We start from the raw sequence: 21,257 nt of genomic DNA on the forward strand, positions 1-21,257 counted from the left end.
CGCGCCTATCCAGTTGGCGCCAAAGAGTCAAAATCACGGTGATGAACCACTAGCTGACTCTTCAGGGCGGAGAGGTGCAGATGATGCGAGGCCGGAAGCACAGCCATCATGTAGCCGCCGTCACGGCGCAGTACGACCGCCTTGGCCAGCGCGTCGCCTGGCACGTGGCAGGCTTCAGCCGTGCGGGTCGATGACATGGTTGGGGCATGGCGGATGAGGTCGTAGCTGACGACTTGATCCAGATATTTCTGCAGGGTAGGGGAAACGGTCATGGCGGCTCCTCCATTGCGTGGGCAATCCGCCACATCGGAGGAACTCGCGCCGTCGCCTCACGATACGGCGAACACGATTTGAAAAAAGGATACGCCCGGCGGAAAGCCGCGACAACGCCAATTTCGGTTCCAGAACCGGGCACAGCCGGCCATATGCCTTGCTGAGAGCTCATTTGTTCAAGAAACGTTCAGCTTAGAGCGCCTTCCATGCGGCGCTCGGGCGGCGACAGGGTGGAATACCATGCGGGTACTGCGAAGCTTATCGATCGTCTCGGCCTGTCTCGTCGCGATGTCCGCCCTTGCGGGTTACCTGGATGCCGCCGCCGCGCAGCAGCCGGAGAAGCGGATTGCGCTGGTGGTCGGCAACGGCGCCTATGCGAAATCGCCGCTGGCGACGGCGGCCAACGACGCCGGCCTGATCGCGCAGACGCTGCAGGCGGCCGGCTTCGATGTGATCGGCGCCCGCGATCTCGACGGCGACACGCTGCGCAAGAGTTTCCGCGATTTCATCCAGAAGGCCGAGAACTCGGGGCCCGATACGGTCGCGATGGTGTATCTCGCCGGCTATGGGCTGCAGCTCGCCGGCGACAATTATTTCGTTCCGGTCGATTCGGCGATCAACCGCGAGAACGACGTGCCGATCGAGGCGCTGCGGACCGGCGACTACATCCGTCAGCTCGCGTCGCTGCCGCTGAAGGCCGGTATCGTCGTGCTGGACGCGGCGCGGCAGCAGCCGTTCGTCAACGGACAGATCGCAAGCGGCCTCGCTCTGGTCGAAGCGGACCGGCATATGCTGATCGCCTTCAATGCGGCGCCGGGCACCGTCGCGCCGGCCGAGCAGGGGTCGTACGGCATCTACGCCCAGTCGCTGGCCGAGATGATCCGCACCGGCGGATTGCCGCTGCCGGAGGTGTTCAACCGGGTCAGGCTGCGGGTCAATGAAGCGAGCAAGGGCGCGCAGGTGCCGTGGGACAGCCAGAAGGTCGACGCCGGCTTCACCTTCTTCGAGCGCGCTCCCGACGCGCCGGCACAGCCGCCGGTGGATCAGGTCGCCGCCGACCGCAACAAGCCGATCCGCGAACTCGGCGTGCAGAACGCCTACGCCGCGGTGCTGGAGCGCGACACCCTGCAGGGCTACGAGGATTTTCTCGGCGCCTATCCCGATGATCCGCTGGCCAAGCGGGTGAGGGCGATCACGGCGGCGCGGCGCGAAGCGATCACCTGGCGCCGCACCTACCGCGCCGACACGCCGAACGCCTACTGGTCGTACCTGCAACGCTATCCGCGCGGGCCGCATGCTGCCGATGCGCGCCGCCGCCTGGCCATTCTCACCGCGCCGCTCGAGCCGCCGCCGACATTCGACGTCATCGAATACGACGTGCCGCCGCCGCCGCCGGAAGAGATCATCTATGTCGATCGCCCGGTGCTGGCCTTCGGCGATCCCGAGTTCGACTTCGTGCCGCCGCCCCCGGCGCCGGTCTATTATTTGCCGCCGCCACCGGATGATTTCGTGGTGCTGGAGCCGCCGCTGGCGCCGATCGGGTTGTTCATCCTGCCGCAGCCGGTGTTCGTGCCGTTCCCGGTCTATGTCAGGGCGCCGCGCTATATCGCGCCGCCGCCGAACAACATCATCTTCGCCAACATCCACAACCGGGCGGCCATCGACAGCGTCATCAACCGGCGGACAGCCCCCGCACCCGCGGCTGGGCCCGGCGACAGGATGGGCGGACGTCCTGGCGCGCCGGCGATTGGGGCGGGGCAGGGTGGCGCCACGCCTACGCTGCCGCCCGCGGTCGCGCAACGGGCGACGCTGATCCAGCAGGGCAAGGCGCCCGTGCCGCCGAGCGCCGCGATCAATCCTGCCGTGAGGACCGGTTTCCCCGGCGCTCCCGGCGGGCGGCCCGGTGGGCCCAATTCCGTGCAGCCGGCCAACGCCCCGGCCGCGCTGCCGTCGAACCAGCCCTTGCCGAGGACCAACGCGCTGCCGGTCCCGGGCGCCAGGGGTGCGCCGCCGGCGCCGCCGAGCGCCGCGGTGAATCCGAACGCGAGGACTGCGCCCGGCGCTTCGCCGCCGGCCGGACCCGGCGTCACCGGCGCGCGGCCCGCCATCGGCGCAACGGCTCCCGCTGGCCCGCCACCACGGGCTGCGCCGCCACCGAGTGCCGCCGCGCCGTCGAGGCCTGCCGCTGCGGTGGCTCCGCGACCTCAGCCGCAGCCTGAGATGCGGCGAGCCCCGCCGCCTGCGGCGGCGCAGGCCGCAAGGTCCCCGCCAGCCGCGCGTGTCGCTCCGCCTGCGCCCCCGCCGAGAGCGGCCGCGCCGCCCCCGCGGATGGCCGCCCCGTCGCCGCCGCCCAGGATGGCCGCGCCCCCGCCGCGCATGGCCGCGCCCCCGCCGGCTCCGCGGATGGCTGCCCCGCCGCCACGGATGGCGGCACCGGCACCACCGCCCCGGATGGCTGCGCCGCCACCTCGGGTGGCGTCACCGCCACCGGCTCGCCCAGCTCCGGCCAGGGGCTGCCCGCCGGGCGCCCGATGCTGATCGTCAACGGGCCAGATCGCGAGATCTGGCCCGTTCCGGGCCTAAAGACGACTGGCCCGGCACGGCCCCAGGACGCAGGGCAGGAGGGCTGAAAGTCCAGCCGTATTTCCTTGCTTCTGGCTGGAATCCGGCTATACAGCGCGCCATCTCACACGGAAACATGGCTCAAAAGGCCGTCCGGTGGCAGCCGGGCCATAAGGCTCGTTTGCTCACACGTTTCCGGAGGAACCAACCGGAGAACTATCACTATGGCGCTACCCGATTTTTCCATGCGTCAGCTCCTGGAAGCTGGCGTGCACTTTGGTCACCAATCGCACCGCTGGAATCCGAAGATGGCGGATTACATCTTTGGTGCCCGCAACAACATCCACATCATCGATCTCGCCCAGACCGTGCCGATGCTGCACAACGCGCTGAAGGCGGTGTCCGACACCGTCGCCAAGGGCGGCCGCATCCTTTTCGTCGGCACCAAGCGTCAGGCCCAGGACGGCGTGGCTGAAGCGGCCAAGCGCTCGGCGCAGTATTTCGTCAACTCGCGCTGGCTCGGCGGCACGCTGACCAACTGGAAGACGATCTCGGGCTCGATCAAGCGCCTGCGTCACCTCGATGAGGTGCTGTCCTCGGGCGAAGCCAACTCCTACACCAAGAAGGAGCGGCTGACGCTGCAGCGCGAGCGCGACAAGCTCGACCGTTCGCTCGGCGGCATCAAGGACATGGGCGGTCTTCCCGACATGATCTTCGTGATCGATACCAACAAGGAAGACATCGCGATCCAGGAAGCGCAGCGGCTCAACATTCCCGTTGCGGCGATCGTCGACACCAATTCCGATCCGAAGGGCATCACCTTCGTGGTGCCGGGCAATGACGACGCCGGCCGCGCCATCTCGCTGTATTGCGACCTGATTGCGCGCGCCGCCATCGACGGCATTTCGCGCGCGCAGGGCGACTCCGGCATCGATATCGGCGCCTCGGCCCAGCCGGCCCGCGAGGAGCTTCCGGCTGCTGCCGAAACCTCCGGCTTCCAGGGCCTCGCCGGTCCGCGCGGCACCGCCGACAACCTCAAGAAGCTCACCGGCGTCTCGGGCACGATCGAGAAGAAGCTCAACGACCTCGGCATCTTCCACTACTGGCAGCTCGCCGAACTCGACCACGACACCGCGCACAAGATCGGTGAAGAGGTCGGTCTTCCGAGCCGCGCCGATGCCTGGGTTGCCCAGGCCAAGACGCTCACCGCGGAAGCGGAATAATTGGTACGCCGCGTGGCCGGATCTTCCGGCCACCGGTTCCGTTCCCGAGAGATTTCGACATCCCCTGTAGCTGACAGCGGCCCGGCGCAAGGCGCGTGCCGCGCCCTGCTAGCAGGCACGAAGGATATTTGACGATGACAACGATCACTGCGGCAATGGTCAAGGAACTGCGCGAGTCGACCGGCGCGGGCATGATGGACTGCAAGGCGGCCCTCACCGAGACCGACGGCGACATGCAGGCCGCCCAGGATTGGCTGCGCAAGAAGGGCCTGTCGAAGGCTGCGAAAAAGGCCGGCCGCGTCGCGGCCGAAGGGCTGATCGGCGCTCTGACGTCGGGCGGCAAGGGCGTGCTGGTCGAAGTCAACTCCGAGACCGATTTCGTCGCGCGCAACGAGCAGTTCCAGGGCTTGGTCAAGATGATCGCCCAGGTCGCGCTGCACAACAAGGCTGATGTCGACGCGATCAAGGCCGCCAAGGTCGGCGAGGTCACGGTCGAGGTCGCGATCAACGATGCGATCGCCACCATCGGCGAGAACATGTCGCTGCGCCGCGCCACCTCGCTCGAGGTCGGCAAGGGCGTGGTGTCGAGCTACGTCCACGGTGCGGTGGTCGACGGCGCCGGCAAGATGGGCGTGCTGGTCGCGCTCGAATCGGCCGGCAAGACCGATGAACTCGCCCAGCTCGGGCGCCAGCTTGCGATGCATGTTGCCGCGACCAATCCGCTGGCGCTGGATTCGGCAGGCCTCGACCCGGAGACCGTGAAGCGCGAGAAGGACGTGCTGGCCGACAAGTATCGCCAGCAGGGCAAGCCGGAGAACGTGATCGAGAAGATCGTCGAGTCCGGCCTGAAGACCTACTACAAGGAAGTCTGCCTGCTCGATCAGGCCTTCATCCACGACACCGGCAAGTCGGTCGCGCAGGCGCTGAAGGAAGCTGAGGGCAAGGTCGGCGGTCCCGTGAAGATTGCCGGATTTGTGCGCTATGCTCTCGGCGAGGGAATCGAAAAGCAGGAATCCGATTTCGCAGCCGAGGTCGCGGCGGCCAGCGGCAAGAAGTAACCGCTGCGGTCACGGTCTTCCGGCGCATCGCGCCGGAAGTCACCTGCGCGGGACAAGGAATAGGCAATGGCTGACCCGGTCTATCGTCGCGTCGTGATCAAGCTCTCGGGCGAGTATCTCGCAGGCAGCCAGTCTTTCGGCATCGATCAGCCCACCATCGACCGCATCGCCGACGATCTGATCGCGGCAAAGAAGCTCGGCGTCGAGGTGTCCGTCGTGATCGGCGGCGGCAACATCGTTCGCGGCGTCGAGGTTTCCTCGCGCGGCGTGTCGCGCCCGACCGGCGACACCATGGGCATGCTCGCGACCATGATGAACTGCCTGGCGCTGGAAGCCGCCATCGAGCGCAAGGGCACGCCGGCGCGGACCCTGTCGGCATTCGTGATGCCCGAGATTTCCGAGCTGTTCACCCGCAGTGCAGCGCACAAATACCTCGCCGAGGGGCGAATCGTGCTGCTCGGCGGCGGGACCGGCAATCCGTTCTTCACCACCGACACCACGGCGGTGCTGCGGGCGGCCGAGATCGGGGCCGAGGCGGTGCTGAAGGCCACCAATGTCGACGGTGTCTACAGCGCTGACCCCAAAAAGGACCCCTCGGCCAAGCGCTTCGATCGCCTCACGCATTCGCAGGCGATCAGCGGTGGCTACAAGGTGATGGACGCGACCGCATTCGCGCTTGCCCGCGAGACATCACTGCCTATCATCGTATTCTCGATCGCCGAGCCGGGTTCGATCGGCGCGATCCTGCGCGGGACCGGCCGCGGCACGGTAGTTGCCGGCTGAAAAGCCAGCAGGTTTCGATCCTCAGGCCTATCAAGGCGCCTGCGGCAGTTTCTAGGAAGGGGAGAGCGTTATGCCCACGCCCGGTTTTGACATCAACGAATTGAAGCGCCGCATGCAAGGCGCCACCTCCTCGCTCAAGCACGAACTGGGCGGCTTGCGGACCGGCCGTGCGTCGGCATCGATGCTGGAGCCGGTGCAGGTCGAGGCCTACGGTTCGCACATGCCGCTCAACCAGCTTGCGACCGTCAGCGTGCCCGAGCCGCGCCTGCTTTCCGTCCAGGTGTGGGACAAGTCGATGGTCAAGGCCGTCGAGAAGGCGATCGTCGATTCCAATCTCGGTCTTTCGCCCGCGACCGAAGGTCAGGTGCTGCGCCTGCGCATTCCGGAGCTCAACACCGAGCGGCGCAAGGAACTGGTGAAAGTCGCACATAAATACGCCGAGGCCGCCAAGGTTGCGGTCCGCCACGTTCGCCGCGACGGGCTCGATGTCGTCAAGAAGCTCGAGAAGAATCACGAAATTTCCGAAGACGATCAGGAGCGGCTTGCCAACGACGTGCAGAAAGCGACCGATGGAACGATCGCGGAAATCGATCAGTTGCTCGCGGCGAAGGAAAAGGAAATCCTCACCGTTTGATGACAGGTTTCAACGGTTGAGACTGGAACGGTTGAGACTGGCTCTGGAATTTTGATGATGCCGAACGCCGCCGCCCCTGCCACGGAAGGACCGGATCGATCCGTTCCGTTGCATGTGGCGATCATCATGGACGGAAACGGGCGCTGGGCGGCCGCGCGCGGCTTGCCGCGCGCCGAAGGTCATCGCCGCGGCGTCGAGGCGCTGCGTCGCGTGGTTCGCGCCGCCCATGAACTCGGCGTGCTCTATCTGACGATCTTTTCGTTCAGCTCGGAAAACTGGTCGCGGCCGGCGACCGAAATCGGCGATCTCTTCGGACTGCTCCGCCGCTTCATCCGAAACGATCTCGCGACGCTGCACAAGGACGGCGTGCGCGTGCGTGTGATAGGCGAGCGGGAAGGGCTGGAACCCGATATCTGCACGCTGTTGAACGAAGCCGAAGAGCTGACCAGGGACAACACCAAGCTCAATCTCGTCGTGGCCTTCAACTACGGATCGCGCCAGGAGATCGCCGGCGCAGCGCAGCGGCTCGCGCGCGAAGTCGCGGAAGGCAAGCGCGATCCGGCCTCGATCGACGCCGATACGCTCGGCCGCTATCTCGACGCGCCTGACATTCCCGATCCCGACCTGATCATCCGCACCAGCGGCGAGCAGCGGCTGTCGAACTTCCTGATGTGGCAGGCCGCCTATAGCGAGCTCGTCTTCGTGCCGATCCACTGGCCGGATTTCGACAAGGCCGCGCTGGAAAGCGCGATTGCCGAATATGCCAGACGGGAGCGCCGGTTCGGCGGTCTGGCCGCGAAAACCGGATCGTGACGGACCGCGAGGCCGCGCCCGCGGCAGCGAGCGGATCGGACAAGCGCAATCTCGCAATGCGTGTCGCGGTGGCGGTCGTACTGATTCCACTGGCGGTGGCGATCGCCTATGCGGGCGGCTGGCTCTGGACCGCGCTGGTGGTGCTGGCCGCGATCGGCTTGTTCGTCGAATGGCTCGCGATCGTGGGTCTCGGCGGGACGATGCGCGTGACGGTGCCCGGTATCGTCGCGCTTGCGGTTGCCGGGCTCTGCCTTGCGCTGCATCGCCTCGATGCCGCGCTGATCGTGCTTGCGATAGGTCTCGCTGCCGTTGCCGCGATGGCGCCCGAGCGGCGCAACTGGGCGGCGGCGGGGTTCTTGTACGCGGCGGCGGCCGAGATAGCGTCCGTGCTGGTGCGGCTCGACCCGGCAAAGGGCTTCTCCGCCCTAATGTTCGTGCTGCTGATCGTCTGGGTGACCGACAGCGGCGGCTATTTCGCAGGCCGCGGCATTGGCGGGCCGAAGCTGTGGCCGCGCGTCAGCCCGAAGAAGACCTGGGCCGGCGCCATCGGCGGGTTTGCGGCGAGTCTCGCGGTAGCGGGGGGATTTGCCGCGTTCGAACTGGGCAGGGCAGGGCCGCTATTGCTGGTTTCGGCGGTCCTCACGGTCGTTTCGCAGCTTGGCGATCTCTTCGAATCCGCCGTGAAGCGGCGTTTTGGCGTAAAGGACTCAAGTCACATTATTCCCGGTCACGGCGGACTAATGGATCGTCTGGACGGATTTGTCGCAGCCGTCGTCGTGGCGGCACTTTTGGGTTTTCTGCGGGGCGGCGCCGATGGCGTCGGCCGCGGTCTTATGGTTTGGTGATACGATGAGCGCAGTTCCATTGCGTAACAACAAGGCCACCGCAGCCGCGGCGCGTACGGTCACGGTGCTCGGCGCCACCGGCTCGATCGGCGACAGCACGATGGATTTGCTGCGCGGCGCGCGCGACCGCTACCAGGTCGAGGCGCTGACCGCGAATTCCAATGTCGACGCGCTGGCCAGGCTGGCCAAGGAATTCGGTGCGCGATTCGCGGCGATCGCCGATCCGGCGCGCCTCGGCGAGCTGAAGGCGGCGCTCGCGGGCACGGGCATCGAAGCGGGCGCCGGCGAAAGCGCTGTTATCGAGGCGGCCGCGCGTCCTGCTGATTGGGTGATGGCGGCGGTGAGCGGTGCGGCTGGCTTGAAGCCCGCTTTGGCTGCGGTCGATCGCGGTGCGGCGGTTGCGCTCGCCAACAAGGAATGCCTGGTCTGTGCCGGCGATTTCTTCATGCAGCGCGCGGCGAAGGCCAATGCCTGCATCCTGCCGGCGGATTCCGAACACAATGCGCTGTTTCAGGCGCTCTCCTCCGGCAATCGCGAGGAGCTGGTGCGCGTCATCATCACCGCCTCGGGCGGACCGTTCCGCACCTGGGCGCCGGCCGATATCGAGCAGGCGACGCTCGAGCAGGCGTTGAAGCATCCGAACTGGAGCATGGGCCAGAAGATCACGATCGATTCGGCCTCGATGATGAACAAGGGCCTCGAAGTCATCGAAGCCTCCTATCTGTTCGCGCTCTCCGCCGACGAAATCGACGTTCTCGTGCATCCGCAGTCGATCATTCACGGCATGGTCGAATTCTCCGATCGCTCTGTGGTTGCGCAGCTTGGCGCACCCGACATGCGCATCCCGATTGCGCACTGCCTGGGATGGCCCGATCGAATCGTCGGCCCGTCGGCGCGGCTGGATCTCGCAAAAATTGGACAATTGACCTTCGAGGCGCCGGATTTCGAGCGGTTCCCGGGCTTGCGGCTGGCCTACGAAGCGTTACGTACGGGACGTGGTGCGACCACGGTTTACAACGCGTCCAATGAGGTCGCGGTGGCGGCGTTTATCGCCGGAAAGATCAAGTTCGGATCGATCGCGCGCCTTGTCGAGACCACCATGAACGACTGGATTCGCGCCGGGAACCTTGCACCGCTGAGCTCGGCCGACGACGCGATCACCGTTGACCATAACGCGCGAAATAGAGCCGCCTCCCTATTGCCTCAAATTGCCTTAAAGGCATCCTAGAGCGTTGGGGACGGAGCCTTTGGCTCTTGTCGAGGGGAATCTGATGACAGAATTTTTTGTCCATAGTTTCAGTACGTTGGGCCATGGGCTGGTCGGCTACATCATCCCCTTCCTGTTTGTCCTGACCATCGTCGTGTTCTTCCATGAACTCGGCCACTTTCTGGTCGCCCGCTGGGCGGGCGTGAAGGTGCTGACGTTCTCGCTGGGCTTCGGGCCGGAACTTGTCGGTTTCAACGACCGCCACGGCACGCGCTGGAAGATCTCGGCGATTCCGCTCGGCGGCTACGTGAAGTTCTTCGGCGACGAATCGGAAGCCTCGACGCCGGCCTCGGCCGAGGCGCTCGCTGGCATGACCGAGGAGGAGCGGGCAGGCAGCTTCCATCACAAGAAGGTCGGTGCGCGCGCCGCCATCGTTGCGGCCGGTCCGATCGCGAATTTCATTCTGGCGATCGTCATCTTCACCTGCCTCTTCACCTTCTTCGGCAAGCCGAGCACAACGGCGCGGGTCGACAAGATCGAGGCCAGCAGCGCCGCCGAGCGGGCCGGGTTCCAGGTCGGCGACATCGTTACCGCCATCGACGGCAAGAAAATCGGCAGCTTCTCCGACATGCAGCGTTTCGTCAGCGTCCGCGCCGGCGAAACCATGACCTTCACCGTCAAGCGTGGTGATTCGACGCTGCAGCTGAAGGGCACGCCGGAACTGCGCGAGATCAAGGACCCCTTCGGCAACACCCAGCGGCTCGGCATCCTCGGTATCACCCGGGCTACCTCGCCGGGCGAAGTGACGACCGAAAAGGTCGATCCGGCCAGCGCGCTTTGGCTCGGAATCAAGGAAACCTGGTTCGTCATCGAGCAGACGCTAGCCTACATCGGCAACATCTTCACCGGGCGGGCCAGCGCCGACCAGATCGGCGGACCGATTCGAATCGCCCAGATTTCGGGGCAGGTGGCGACGCTTGGGCTGATTCCCTTGCTGCACCTGGCGGCGGTGCTGTCCATTTCAATCGGACTATTGAACCTGTTCCCGGTTCCCCTGCTCGACGGCGGTCACCTTATGTTCTATACGGCCGAGGTGCTCCGCGGCCGGCCGCTGTCTGAAAAGTCGCAGGAATACGGGTTCCGGGTGGGGTTGGTCCTGGTGCTGATGCTGATGGTGTTCGCTTTCTATAATGATTTCCATCAGGTGCCATGGCTGAAGGGGCTTTTCGGCAGATCGTAGACGCGGGCTTTTTTATGACGTTGCCCATTGGCAACGCCTTGGATTGAAATTGGAATTGCCGCGAGAAGTCTGGTTTGCCGCCCTGTCGAAATTGGCTACAAGCAATGCAACTTGGGAATCTGTCGGTTCGTAGGGGTACGGGCCGGCAAAGGAATGACGAGGGCGCGTTGCGCATGATGTTTGGAATGCGACTGCGGGGGGGCTTGCTGGCCGCTCTGATCATGTTGGCCGCGCCGGTGGGGGCTACGCTGGTTTCGGTGCCGGCTGCTGCCCAGACCGTGGCGTCGATCGCCGTTGAGGGTAACCGGCGCGTCGAAGTTGAGACCATTCGCTCCTATTTCAAGCCGGGTCCCGGCGGCCACCTCGGTCAGGCGCAGATCGACGATGGCCTGAAGGCACTGATCGAAACCGGCCTGTTCCAGGACGTGCGAATCAACCAGGTCGGCGGCCGGCTGGTCGTGACCGTGGTCGAGAACGCCGTGATCGGCCGCATCGCCTTCGAGGGCAACAAGAAGGTCAAGGACGACCAGCTTTCCGCCGAAATCCAGTCCAAGCCGCGCGGCACCTTCTCGCGCCCGATGGTGCAGTCGGACGCCCAGCGCATCGCCGAAATCTACCGCCGCTCGGGCCGCTACGATGTGCGTGTCACGCCTGAGATCATCGAGCAGCCGAACAATCGCGTCGACCTGATCTTCACGATCGCCGAAGGCAGCAAGACCGGCGTCAAGTCGATCGAGTTCGTCGGCAATGTTGCCTATTCGTCCTATCGCCTGAAGGACGTCATCAAGACCCGCGAATCCAACCTGCTGAGCTTCCTCGGCGGCAACGACGTCTACGATCCGGACCGGGTCGAGGCCGACCGCGATCTGATTCGACGCTTCTACCTCAAGAACGGTTACGCCGACGTGCAGGTCGTCGCTGCCCTGACCGAATACGATCCCGACAAGAAGGGCTTCCTCGTCACCTTCAAGATCGAAGAGGGGCAGCAATATCGCGTTGCTACCGTCGACTTCCAGACCTCGATCCCGACGCTGGATGCGGCCTCGATGCGCAGCTACTCGCGGGTCAGCGTCGGCTCGGTCTACAACGCCGAGGCGCTTGAGAAGTCGGTGGAAGAAATGCAGATCGAAGCCTCGCGGCGCGGCTACGCCTTCGCCATCGTGCGACCGCGCGGCGACCGCAATTTTGAGCAGCACACGGTCTCGATCGTGTTCGCGATCGATGAAGGCCCGCGCACCTATATCGAGCGCATCAACATCCGCGGCAATACCCGCACCCGCGACTACGTGATTCGCCGCGAATTCGACCTGTCCGAAGGCGACGCCTATAACCGGGCGCTGGTCGATCGCGCCGAGCGCCGGCTGAAGAATCTCGACTTCTTCAAGAGCGTGAGGATCGTCACCGAGCCCGGCTCGTCGACCGACCGCGTCATCCTGATCGTCGACCTCGAAGAGAAGTCGACCGGCGACTTCTCGGTGTCCGGCGGTTACTCGACCACCGACGGTGCGCTGGCCGAAGTCAGCATTTCCGAGCGTAACTTCCTCGGCCGCGGTCTCTACGCGAAGGCTGCGGTGACCTACGGCCAGTATGTGCGCGGCGGCTCGCTGTCGTTCGTCGATCCCTACCTGTTCGACTACCGCGTCGCGCTCGGCCTCGACCTGTTCTACCGCGAGCAGTTGGCCAACAGCTACATCGCCTACGGCACCAAGACGCTCGGCTTCAGCCCGCGGCTCGGCTTCACGCTGCGGGAAGATCTCGCGCTGCAACTGCGCTACTCGATCTATCAGCAGCAAATCTCGCTGCCGAACTCGCTCGCCAACTGTAACAACAATCCTGGCAACGGGCTGCTCGCCTTCAATCCAAGCCCGGCCTATGCGAATCTGGTTGGCGCTCCCGCGGGCGGATCGATCACCGCGGGCGGCCAGACCGCGACCGACGCCTCCGGCCAGGGCCTGTGGTGCTACAGCGACGGCGAAGCCTCGCTGCCGGTCCGCAAGGAGCTGCAGAGCGGCAAGGTGTTGACTTCGGCGGTCGGCTATACGCTGAACTACAACACGCTGGACAACAACAAGAACCCGACCGACGGCTTGCTGATCGACTGGAAGCAGGACTTTGCCGGCGTCGGCGGCGACGTGAGCTACATCAAGTCCGCGGTCGATGTGAAGTATTACTCCCCGTTGGTCGCCGATATCGTTGGTTTGATCCATCTCCAGGGCGGTATGCTCAACCAGCTTGGCAACAACGAAATCCGGATGCTCGATCACTTCCAGATGGGTCCGAACCTCGTTCGTGGTTTTGCGCCGAACGGCATCGGTCCGCGCGATCTCAACCCGTTCGGTACGCGTGACGCGCTCGGCGGCACTAAATATTGGGGCGCTTCGTTCGAACTGCAGATGCCGTTCTGGTTCCTGCCGAAGGAAGTCGGGCTCAAGGGATCGGTCTATGCCGACGCCGGTGGACTCTTTGACTATAAGGGGCCGACCACGTGGGCTCAGACGGCCGAACTTACCACCACGTCCAACTCGGGTTGCACCCCTTCTACGATCAATCCGAACTCGGCTGGAACCTGTACGGGCTTGGTGTATGACAACGGAAATGTGGTCCGTAGCTCGGTCGGTGTCGGCCTCATCTGGGCCTCGCCGTTCGGTCCGCTGCGCTTCGACTATGCGGTTCCGCTCACCAAGGGTCAGTTCGACCGCGTGCAACAGTTCAAGTTTGGCGGCGGTACGACGTTCTAGCCGTCTTCAGGCGAACCGATCATCGGTTCGCGACTGGAAACGTATCAGGACAAGCAGAGCGGTCGGTTCTGGTCTTTCAGAGCCGGCCGTCTGGTGTGAGCGCAGACCAGACTGCGACGGGTGGAATGGCGCAGCCGATATTCTTCAAGCAACCTGCTTCGTCGACGCTGGCTGAGATTGCCGCGCTGACCGGTTCGGTATTGATCGATCCTGCGCAGGGCGACCGGGTCATCAGGAGCCTTGCTTCGCTCGACGAAGCCGGTCCGATGCATCTGGCGTTTTTCGACAACCTCAAATACGCCGATCAGCTCAAAGCGACCAAGGCCGGGGCTTGCCTGGTCAGCCCGCGCTTCGAAGCCCGGGTGCCCGCTCACGTCGCGGTGCTGCGGGCCACCCAGCCGTTCCGCGCGTTCGTCAGGCTGGCGCGCGAGTGGCATGGCGATGCACTCCGTCCACAATCCTGGTTCGACAATGACGGCATCGCACCGTCGGCCATCATCGACCCGACGGCCCATCTGGAAGACGGCGTGATCGTCGATGCGCTCGTGGTGATCGGACCCCGGGTCGAGATCGGCGCCGGCACCGTGATCGGCGCAGGCGCGGTGATCGGCGCCGACGTCAAGATCGGCAGGGACTGCAATGTCGGCGCGCGCACCGCGATCCAGTTTGCGCTGATCGGCAACAACGTCCTGATCCACCCCGGCTGCAGCATCGGCCAGGACGGCTACGGCTTCATTTTCTTCGGTCCCGAGGGCCATCTAAAGGTGCCGCAGACGGGCCGCGTCCTGATCCAGAACAATGTCGAGATCGGCGCCAGCACCACCATCGACCGCGGCAGCCTGCGCGATACGGTGATCGGCGAGGGCACCAAAATCGACAATCAGGTCCAGATCGGCCACAATGTGACGATTGGCAGGCACTGCCTGCTGGCGGCCCAGATCGGGCTCGCCGGCAGCCTGACGATCGGTGACAACGTGGCGATCGGCGCCAAGGCTGGGCTTAACAATCACATCAAGATCGGCGACGGAGCGCAGATCGCGGCCATGAGTGCGGTGAAGGACGACATTCCTGCCAACGAACGCTGGGGTGGTCACATGGCTCGGCCGACCAGGCAATGGTTCCGGGAGACGCTGGCGCTTGAACGCCTGGCGCGCGCTGGTGCAGCCCATCCAAAAGGCGAGGGGAAGGAGTGATGGAGGAGGCACCGGTCAGGTTCGAGTTCGTTGATATCAACGAGATCCTCAAGACGCTCCCGCATCGTTATCCGATGCTGCTGATCGATCGTGTCATCAAGATCAGGACCGACTACAGCGGCATCGGAATCAAGAACGTCACCTTCAACGAGCCGCCGTTTCTCGGGCATTTCCCCGATCGGCCGGTCTATCCCGGCGTGATGATGATCGAGGCGATGGCGCAGACCGCCGGCGTCATCGGCATCAAGTCGGTCGAGGGCACCGAGAAGCCGCGCGCGGTTTATTTCCTGACCATCGACAAGTGCAAATTCCGCAAGCCGGTGATGCCCGGCGATACCATCGAGTACCACATGCGTTCGATCGGCCGCCGCAAGGCGATGTGGTGGTTTCACGGCGATGCCAAGGTGAACGGGTCGGTCGTGGCCGAGGCCGACGTCGGCGCAATGCTGACGGATTGAATCCGGTTGCATCTATCCGTCACACAACTGGCGGATCCTGATGTCTTTGCTCGATCCCAGGGTAGGGAAACTGCCCGAGGTCGATTGAGAATATCCGTCATCTGAATTCCGGTTGGGTCCACGCTTTTTCAACGGAGGCGTCCGTGAACAAGCTTGTTTCCGTTATTCGGTGTCTGGTCATCTTTCTTCTGATATCGCCGTCAAGTTACGCGGCTGATCTGGACAGTCTGGTCGCCGCGTTGAAGGGCGGCGGCTACGTCATCGTGTTTCGGCACGGTGCCACCGATGACAGCCAGAAGGACGCCTATCCCTTCAAGTTCGACGACATGAGCGCGCAGCGGCAATTGAGCGACAAGGGCCGCGCCATGGCGCGCGAGCTTGGGATGGCGCTTGCCAAACTGGGCGTGCCGATCGGCGAAGTCTACACCAGCCGGCTGAATCGTGCGGTCGAGACCGGCAAGCTGATCGGCGGCAAGGATGCATCTGCCGTCGACGAACTGACCGACGGCGGCGCGGGCAGTGCGTCGGCGATGGCCAATCCCGACGGCAAGAACGCCAGGATCGGCCGCGCCATACGCGATCTCGTCAATGCGCCGCCGAAGGCCGGCGTCAATAATCTGGCCGTGACGCACAAGACCAACGTCACCGACGCGTTCGGCAAGGAGTTTGCCGACATCCGCGAAGGTGAGGCGCTCGTCTACAAGACCGGCGCGTCCGGTCCGGCCGCCTTCGTCATGCGCGTGCAGGCGAGCGAGTGGATCGCGCGGGCCGGCATTTAGATAGCATGCCCGGCATGACCCGAGACCGCAGGCCCGAAACACGCCGTAACCATACGTCACTAGACAGCATTGGGATGCCGCGCTAACCACCGGAAAACGCGACAAATTCGCGTTGCAACGGATGGGCTGGCTGACGTAATGGGTACGATCGATCCAACCGCGCGGGTTGAGGATGGCGCTGTGATCGGCGAGGGGACGACGATCGGTCCCTATTGCATCGTCGGGCCCGATGTCGTCATCGGCTCGAACTGCAAGCTGGTCGCGCATGTGCACGTCACCGCGCAAACCATCATCGGCGACGGCTGCACGATCTATCCGTTCGTGTCGCTTGGCACGCCGCCGCAATCGTTGAGCTACAAGGGCGAACTGACCCGGCTCGAGATCGGTAGTGGATGCACCATCCGCGAATCCTCCACCATGAACGCCGGGACGGTCGCCGGCGGCGGCGTGACGCGGGTCGGCGAGCGCGGCTATTTCATGAATTGCAGCCATGTCGGTCACGATTGCCAGGTCGGCAATGACGTGATTTTCGCCACTTCCGCTACGCTCGGCGGTCACTGCGAGATCGGCGATTTCGTCTTCATCGGCGGGCTCTCCGCCGTACACCAGTTCACCCGGATCGGACCGCAGGTGATGGTTGGCGGCGTTTGCGGCGTGCGCGGCGACATCATTCCGTTTGGGCTCGTCAACGGCCAGTATGCCAGCCTCGAAGGGCTGAACGTGATCGGCATGAAGCGCCGCAAATTCACCAGGGAGCGGCTTGCCAAGGTGCGCTCGTTCTACCAGAAGCTGTTTCATGGCCCCGGCGTCTTTGCCGAACGGCTGAATACCGTGCAGCCGCTCGCCGGCGAGGACCCTGCGATTGCCGAAATCCTCGCCTTCATCGCGCAGGGCAAGCATCGTCCGCTCTGCCTTCCCGCTGGCGACGGCGCCAGGCCGTGATGATGGGATCGCCGCAGCCATGACCTCAGCGGCCACCGATATCTCCTCACCGGTCGGCGTCATCGCCGGCGGCGGCGCGATGCCGTTCGCGGTGGCGGATTCGCTGCAGGCGCGGGGGATCGCGCCGGTGCTGTTCGCGTTGCGTGGCGCCTGCGATCCTGGTCGGGTCGGACGATTCCGCCATCACTGGATTTCGGTCGGGCAACTCGGCCGCGCGACCAAACTGTTTCGCAGCGAAGGCTGCCGCGATTTGATCTTCATCGGAACGCTGCAGCGCCCGGCGCTATCCGAGATCCGGCTGGACTGGGGAACGATCCGCGTGCTCGGCCGCGTCTGGGCGTCGTTTCGCGGCGGTGACGATCATCTGCTGTCGGGGATCGGCCGCATCCTCGAGCAGGATGGCTTCCGGATGGTCGGCGTCAGGGACGTCGCGCCCGATGTGCTGATGCCGGAAGGAACCATCGGCCGCGCCGCGCCCGATGCTGCTGCGGCCGCCGACATCGCCAAGGGGCGGGAAGTGCTTGGCGCGCTCGGTCCGTTCGACATCGGCCAGGCCGTGGTCGTGATCGACGGCCACGTCGTGGCGGTCGAGGACATCGAGGGCACCGACGGCCTGCTGGCCCGCGTGGCGCGGCTGCGCGAGGCCGGGCGCATCCGTGCCAGGGCGGGGCGCGGCGTGCTGGTGAAGGCCCCGAAGAGCGGCCAGGATTTGCGCTACGATCTGCCGGCCGTCGGCGCCAGGACGATCGAAGGCGCGGCCAAGGCCGGCCTTGGCGGCATCGCCGTGATCGCCGGACATACGATTGCAGCCGACGCGCAGGCCATGATCGCGGCGGCGGACAGCGCCGGCCTGTTCGTGCAGGGCCTGCCCGCGTGACGCCGTCTCGCGCGACCGCCGGGATGGAGCGGAGAATATTTCTGATCGCGACCGAGGAGTCCGGCGATCGCCTCGGCGCCAACCTGATGAAAGTGCTGCGCCAGCGGCTCGGCGACGGCGTGCAGTTCGAGGGCGTCGGCGGCCGCGCGATGGCGCGCGAGGGGCTCGATACGCTGTTTCCGATCGAGGAGCTCTCGATCATCGGCCTTGCCGCCGTCGTCAAGGATTTGCCGAAGATCCTCGGGCTGATCAAGGAAACCGCGATCGCGGTGACCGAAGCGGCGCCGGATGTCCTTGTCATCATCGACAGCCCCGACTTCACCCATCGCGTCGCCAGGCGCGTGCGCGCCAGGGATCCCTCCATTCCGATCGTCGACTATGTGTCGCCCTCGGTCTGGGCGTGGCGGTCCGGGCGGGCGCGCGCGATGCTGAAATATGTCGACCACGTGCTGGCGCTGCTGCCGTTCGAGCCCGCGGCCTATCAGCGGCTGCGCGGGCCGCCCTGCACCTATGTCGGCCATCCCCTGACCGAGCAACTGGCCTCGCTGCGTCCGAACGCCGATGAAGCCAGACGGCGGGGGGAATCACCGCCGGTGCTCTTGGTGCTGCCGGGAAGCCGGCGCAGCGAAATCCGCCACCACATGGCGGTGTTCGGCCAGGCGGTGGGCCTGTTGCAGGAGCAGGGCACAGCCTTCGAACTGATGCTGCCGACGATGCCGCATCTGCAGGAGGCGGTGGTCGAGGCGGTGAAGGGCTGGCCGATCCAGCCGCAGGTCGTGATCGGCGAGCAGGACAAGCGGGCTGCCTGCCGCATCGCGCATGCCGCACTCGCCAAGTCCGGCACGGTGACGCTCGAACTCGCCCTCGCCGGCGTTCCGATGGTGACGGCCTACCGCGTCGGCGCCATCGAAGCATTCATCCTGCGGCGCGCGATCCGTGTCTCCTCGGTAATCCTCGCCAATCTCGTCATCGGCAGCGATGTCATTCCCGAATTCCTTCAGGAAGACTGCACGCCCGAGAAGCTGGCGCAGGCGCTTCGCGACGTGCTGTCGGATTCTCCGCTGCGCCGGCAGCAGCTCGAGGCCTTCGCCACGCTCGATACGATCATGTCGACCGGCGACCAGCCGCCCAGCGTGCGCGCCGCCGACATCGTGCTGGCAACGATGCACAAGCCGCGGGCCTAGGCCTTCGGCGGCGTGGCTTCCGGCCACTCCGGCAATTGATCCTTGGGATCGAACCAGGATGCGCCGTCCGATCGCCAGATGTGCATCCTGGGCCGTTCGCTGATCGGCGTATCGAGACAGCCCATCCGCAGCAGGACCGTGCTCTTGCTCTCGCGCGCAGCCACGATGTGCGACCCGCATCGGGTGCAGAAATACCGCGTCTTGCCAGGCGAAGATTCGAACCCTCGAAGCAGGCTTTCACCTCGGACCCAGCGGAAGCGGTCGCGCGGGACGTTGGTTACCGTCGAGAACGCCGAGCCGTGTGTCTTGCGGCAGGTCTGGCAGTGGCAGTGGACGATCGGTCCGGGATCGGCATCGGCTTCATAAGCCACGCTTCCACACAGGCAGCTTCCGGCGAGCATGGATCCTCCTCAATCAAAAATCCCGTCCAGGATATTATCGTGGAGCGGAATTTTCCAATTCTCGATCGCGTCGCTTACTTCCGCTTGTCCCTCGGCACGTAATCGCGGCGGGCGACGCCCGGATATCCAGCTTACATTTTCCTCATCGGCGGCATACTCTGAGCAGTCCAGACGGAGCCAGTGATTGTCCAAGGGATTGGCATCTTGCGCTATGTCTTCCAGGACTATGTATTCGACACCGACCGACGCGAATTGCGTCGCGGGGTGGAGGGGGTCTCCATTGCGCCACAGGTCTTCGACCTCCTCGAATACCTGATCCGCAACAGGGAGCGCGTCGTCAGCAAGGACGATCTGATCAACGCGATCTGGAAGGGGCGAAGCGTGTCGGATGCAGCGCTGACGACGCGCCTGAACGTCGTCCGGACTGCAATCGGCGATTCCGGGGAGGGGCAACGCCTGATCAAGACGTTGCCACGGAAGGGCTTTCGTTTTGTCGGACACGTGCAGGAAGCCCGTAATCCTGCCGATGAAGCAGCCGCCAACGGTCTCGTTCAATCGCCGAAACAGGCATTGGCGCCCCCCGATAAACCCTCGATTGCGGTGTTGCCCTTCGAAAACATGTCGGGCGGCCGGGAACAGGATTATTTCGCGGACGGGATGTCGGAGAACATCATCACCGCATTGTCGCGGTTCAGCTCTCTGTTCGTCATAGCCCGCAATTCGAGCTTCACCTACAAGGGCAAGGCGGTTGACATCAAGCAGGTCGGCCGCGAACTGGGCGTACGCTATGTGGTCGAGGGCAGCGTGCGCAAGGCAGGCCGCCGGGTGCGCATCACGGGACAGCTGATCGAAGCGGCAACCAGTGTCCACTTGTGGGCAGACCAGTTCGACGGCGAGCTTGACGACATATTTGATCTCCAGGATCGCGTCACCGAATCCATCGCGGTAACCGTCGACATGCGGCTCCAATCCGAACAAGGCCGTCTCTCGCAACGGAAACCGACGGACAAGCTCGATGCCTATGACTACGTCCTGCGGGCCAACGCAGTGTGGCGACATGGCGATCGCGAGGCAAACGAGGAAGCGTTACGTCTCGCCTATAAGGCGATTGAACTCGATCCTCACTATGGCGGCGCCTATGCGCGCGCGGCTCTCTGCATAAACGCGAAGAAGCACCCTCACTGGATGCTCGATCCTCAGCAGGAAACAGCCGAGGCCGTGAGGTTGGCCCGGCTTGCAATCACCTTCGGAAGTGATGACGAGGTCGCGCTTGCCGCGGCTGCGTTGGTTCTCGGCTACCTTGCCGGCGAACTGGATGCTGCGGCGTCATTGGTCGACCAGGCCGTCGCGCTCAATCCGAATTCCGCGTTCGCATGGAGCGTAAGCGGCTGGCTGAGACTCTACATGGGCTACCATGATCTCGCTCTCGAGCATCAGAGTCGGGCCATGCGGCTCAGCCCGCGCGATCCCAATCGGCAGATCATGATTTCAATGATGGGCGCCGCGAATTTCTACCTGGGCCGGTTCGAGACCGCGGAGCGGCTCGCAAGCGAGGCGGTGCAGCTTACGGATGGCCATCTGGCTACGCTGCGTCTTCTTGCTTGTTGCCTGGCCCACCAAGGCAAGCTCGATCAAGCTGAATCTGTAGCTCGCCGAATCCTCAGCCTCGATCCGGCCTTTCGGCTCTCCGGCGCGGGCCAACTCACACCGTTGCGCCGAAAGGAGGATCTGGCTCTTCTGGTCGAGGGGCTGCGGCTCGCGGGCATTCCCGAATGAATACCGATCAGTTCCAGCGGCGAGGCTGAATTGCCACCATGCCTCAAACGAAAACGGCGCCATCTTGCGATGACGCCGCTTCGAAGGCCTTGAGGGCCGAGACTTACTTCCGCTTGTCCATCGGCACGTAGTCGCGGCGGGCGACGCCGGTGTAGAGCTGGCGCGGACGGCCGATCTTCTGCTGCGGATCCTCGATCATCTCGCTCCACTGGCTGATCCAGCCGACGGTGCGGGCGACCGCGAACAGCACGGTGAACATCGAGGTCGGGAA

The 21,257-nt window shown here is 64.6% G+C and carries 20 protein-coding genes; 17 read left to right on the forward strand and 3 right to left on the reverse strand.

From position 1 onward, the window contains the following. Positions 1-5: 5 nt before the first annotated feature. Positions 6-272 (reverse strand): YbaK/EbsC family protein, encoded by a 267-nt coding sequence (locus tag V7E26_RS21330; RefSeq protein ID WP_324419895.1) that lies wholly within the window; start codon positions 270-272, stop codon positions 6-8. A gap of 241 nt (positions 273-513) precedes the next feature. Between V7E26_RS21330 and V7E26_RS21335 the strand changes: the two genes are divergently transcribed. The 16 genes from V7E26_RS21335 (at position 514) to lpxB (ending at position 18,809) form a co-directional block, all read left to right on the forward strand. Beyond that, complete coding sequence (locus V7E26_RS21335; protein WP_442893449.1) at positions 514-2,811, forward strand: caspase family protein; 2,298 nt, start codon at positions 514-516, stop codon at positions 2,809-2,811. A gap of 248 nt (positions 2,812-3,059) precedes the next feature. Next, positions 3,060-4,058, forward strand: coding sequence for a 30S ribosomal protein S2 (locus V7E26_RS21340; protein ID WP_324419897.1), 999 nt, complete (start codon positions 3,060-3,062; stop codon positions 4,056-4,058). A gap of 134 nt (positions 4,059-4,192) precedes the next feature. Then, positions 4,193-5,116 carry a translation elongation factor Ts gene (gene tsf / locus V7E26_RS21345; protein ID WP_324419899.1) on the forward strand — a complete coding sequence of 308 codons (924 nt, stop codon included), beginning with the start codon at positions 4,193-4,195 and terminating at the stop codon, positions 5,114-5,116. A gap of 66 nt (positions 5,117-5,182) precedes the next feature. Beyond that, positions 5,183-5,899 (forward strand): UMP kinase, encoded by a 717-nt coding sequence (gene pyrH, locus V7E26_RS21350; RefSeq protein WP_324419901.1) that lies wholly within the window; start codon positions 5,183-5,185, stop codon positions 5,897-5,899. A gap of 70 nt (positions 5,900-5,969) precedes the next feature. Further along, entirely contained in the window at positions 5,970-6,533 is a 564-nt protein-coding gene (gene frr, locus V7E26_RS21355) for a ribosome recycling factor (RefSeq protein WP_324419903.1), read from the forward strand. Between the two features lie 57 nt (positions 6,534-6,590). Next, positions 6,591-7,346: an isoprenyl transferase gene (locus V7E26_RS21360; RefSeq protein WP_324419905.1), complete on the forward strand. Its 756-nt coding sequence runs from the start codon at positions 6,591-6,593 to the stop codon at positions 7,344-7,346. Next, on the forward strand, positions 7,343-8,191 hold the full coding sequence (locus V7E26_RS21365) for a phosphatidate cytidylyltransferase (RefSeq protein WP_324419907.1): 849 nt from the start codon (positions 7,343-7,345) through the stop codon (positions 8,189-8,191). The genes V7E26_RS21360 and V7E26_RS21365 overlap by 4 nt, the downstream gene beginning before the upstream one ends. Positions 8,192-8,195: 4 nt before the next feature. After that, complete coding sequence (gene dxr, locus V7E26_RS21370) at positions 8,196-9,419, forward strand: 1-deoxy-D-xylulose-5-phosphate reductoisomerase (protein ID WP_324419909.1); 1,224 nt, start codon at positions 8,196-8,198, stop codon at positions 9,417-9,419. Positions 9,420-9,462: 43 nt separating this feature from the next. After that, positions 9,463-10,638: an RIP metalloprotease RseP gene (rseP, locus tag V7E26_RS21375; protein WP_324419911.1), complete on the forward strand. Its 1,176-nt coding sequence runs from the start codon at positions 9,463-9,465 to the stop codon at positions 10,636-10,638. Positions 10,639-10,811: 173 nt separating this feature from the next. Further along, a complete protein-coding gene (gene bamA, locus V7E26_RS21380; RefSeq protein ID WP_324419913.1) occupies positions 10,812-13,376 on the forward strand; it encodes an outer membrane protein assembly factor BamA in 2,565 nt (854 codons plus the stop codon). Positions 13,377-13,501: 125 nt separating this feature from the next. After that, positions 13,502-14,569 (forward strand): UDP-3-O-(3-hydroxymyristoyl)glucosamine N-acyltransferase, encoded by a 1,068-nt coding sequence (gene lpxD / locus V7E26_RS21385; RefSeq protein WP_324419915.1) that lies wholly within the window; start codon positions 13,502-13,504, stop codon positions 14,567-14,569. Continuing rightward, positions 14,569-15,027 carry a 3-hydroxyacyl-ACP dehydratase FabZ gene (fabZ, locus tag V7E26_RS21390; RefSeq protein WP_324419917.1) on the forward strand — a complete coding sequence of 153 codons (459 nt, stop codon included), beginning with the start codon at positions 14,569-14,571 and terminating at the stop codon, positions 15,025-15,027. Before lpxD ends, fabZ begins: the two co-directional genes overlap by 1 nt. 143 nt (positions 15,028-15,170) lie before the next feature. After that, positions 15,171-15,806 (forward strand): histidine phosphatase family protein, encoded by a 636-nt coding sequence (locus V7E26_RS21395; RefSeq protein ID WP_324419919.1) that lies wholly within the window; start codon positions 15,171-15,173, stop codon positions 15,804-15,806. 138 nt (positions 15,807-15,944) lie between these two features. After that, the gene (gene lpxA, locus V7E26_RS21400; RefSeq protein ID WP_324419921.1) at positions 15,945-16,748 is read left to right on the forward strand and encodes an acyl-ACP--UDP-N-acetylglucosamine O-acyltransferase; all 804 of its coding nucleotides are present in this window, start codon (positions 15,945-15,947) and stop codon (positions 16,746-16,748) included. A 19-nt stretch (positions 16,749-16,767) separates the two neighbouring features. Beyond that, positions 16,768-17,625: an LpxI family protein gene (locus tag V7E26_RS21405; protein WP_324419923.1), complete on the forward strand. Its 858-nt coding sequence runs from the start codon at positions 16,768-16,770 to the stop codon at positions 17,623-17,625. A 23-nt stretch (positions 17,626-17,648) separates the two neighbouring features. Then, on the forward strand, positions 17,649-18,809 hold the full coding sequence (gene lpxB / locus V7E26_RS21410) for a lipid-A-disaccharide synthase (RefSeq protein ID WP_324419931.1): 1,161 nt from the start codon (positions 17,649-17,651) through the stop codon (positions 18,807-18,809). On the opposite strand, the gene V7E26_RS21415 is transcribed toward lpxB, so the two are convergent. Next, on the reverse strand, positions 18,806-19,210 hold the full coding sequence (locus V7E26_RS21415) for a GFA family protein (RefSeq protein ID WP_324419925.1): 405 nt from the start codon (positions 19,208-19,210) through the stop codon (positions 18,806-18,808). The genes lpxB and V7E26_RS21415 overlap by 4 nt on opposite strands. 204 nt (positions 19,211-19,414) lie before the next feature. Here V7E26_RS21415 and V7E26_RS21420 point away from each other — a divergent pair, with 204 nt between their 5' ends. After that, a complete protein-coding gene (locus tag V7E26_RS21420) occupies positions 19,415-20,986 on the forward strand; it encodes a winged helix-turn-helix domain-containing protein (RefSeq protein ID WP_324419927.1) in 1,572 nt (523 codons plus the stop codon). Positions 20,987-21,089: 103 nt separating this feature from the next. On the opposite strand, the gene V7E26_RS21425 is transcribed toward V7E26_RS21420, so the two are convergent. Then, a partial coding sequence (locus V7E26_RS21425; RefSeq protein WP_324419933.1) for a citrate/2-methylcitrate synthase occupies positions 21,090-21,257 on the reverse strand: 168 nt, incomplete at its 5' end.

The sequence above is a fragment of the Bradyrhizobium sp. genome (assembly GCF_036735945.1).
Lineage (GTDB): Bacteria > Pseudomonadota > Alphaproteobacteria > Rhizobiales > Xanthobacteraceae > Bradyrhizobium.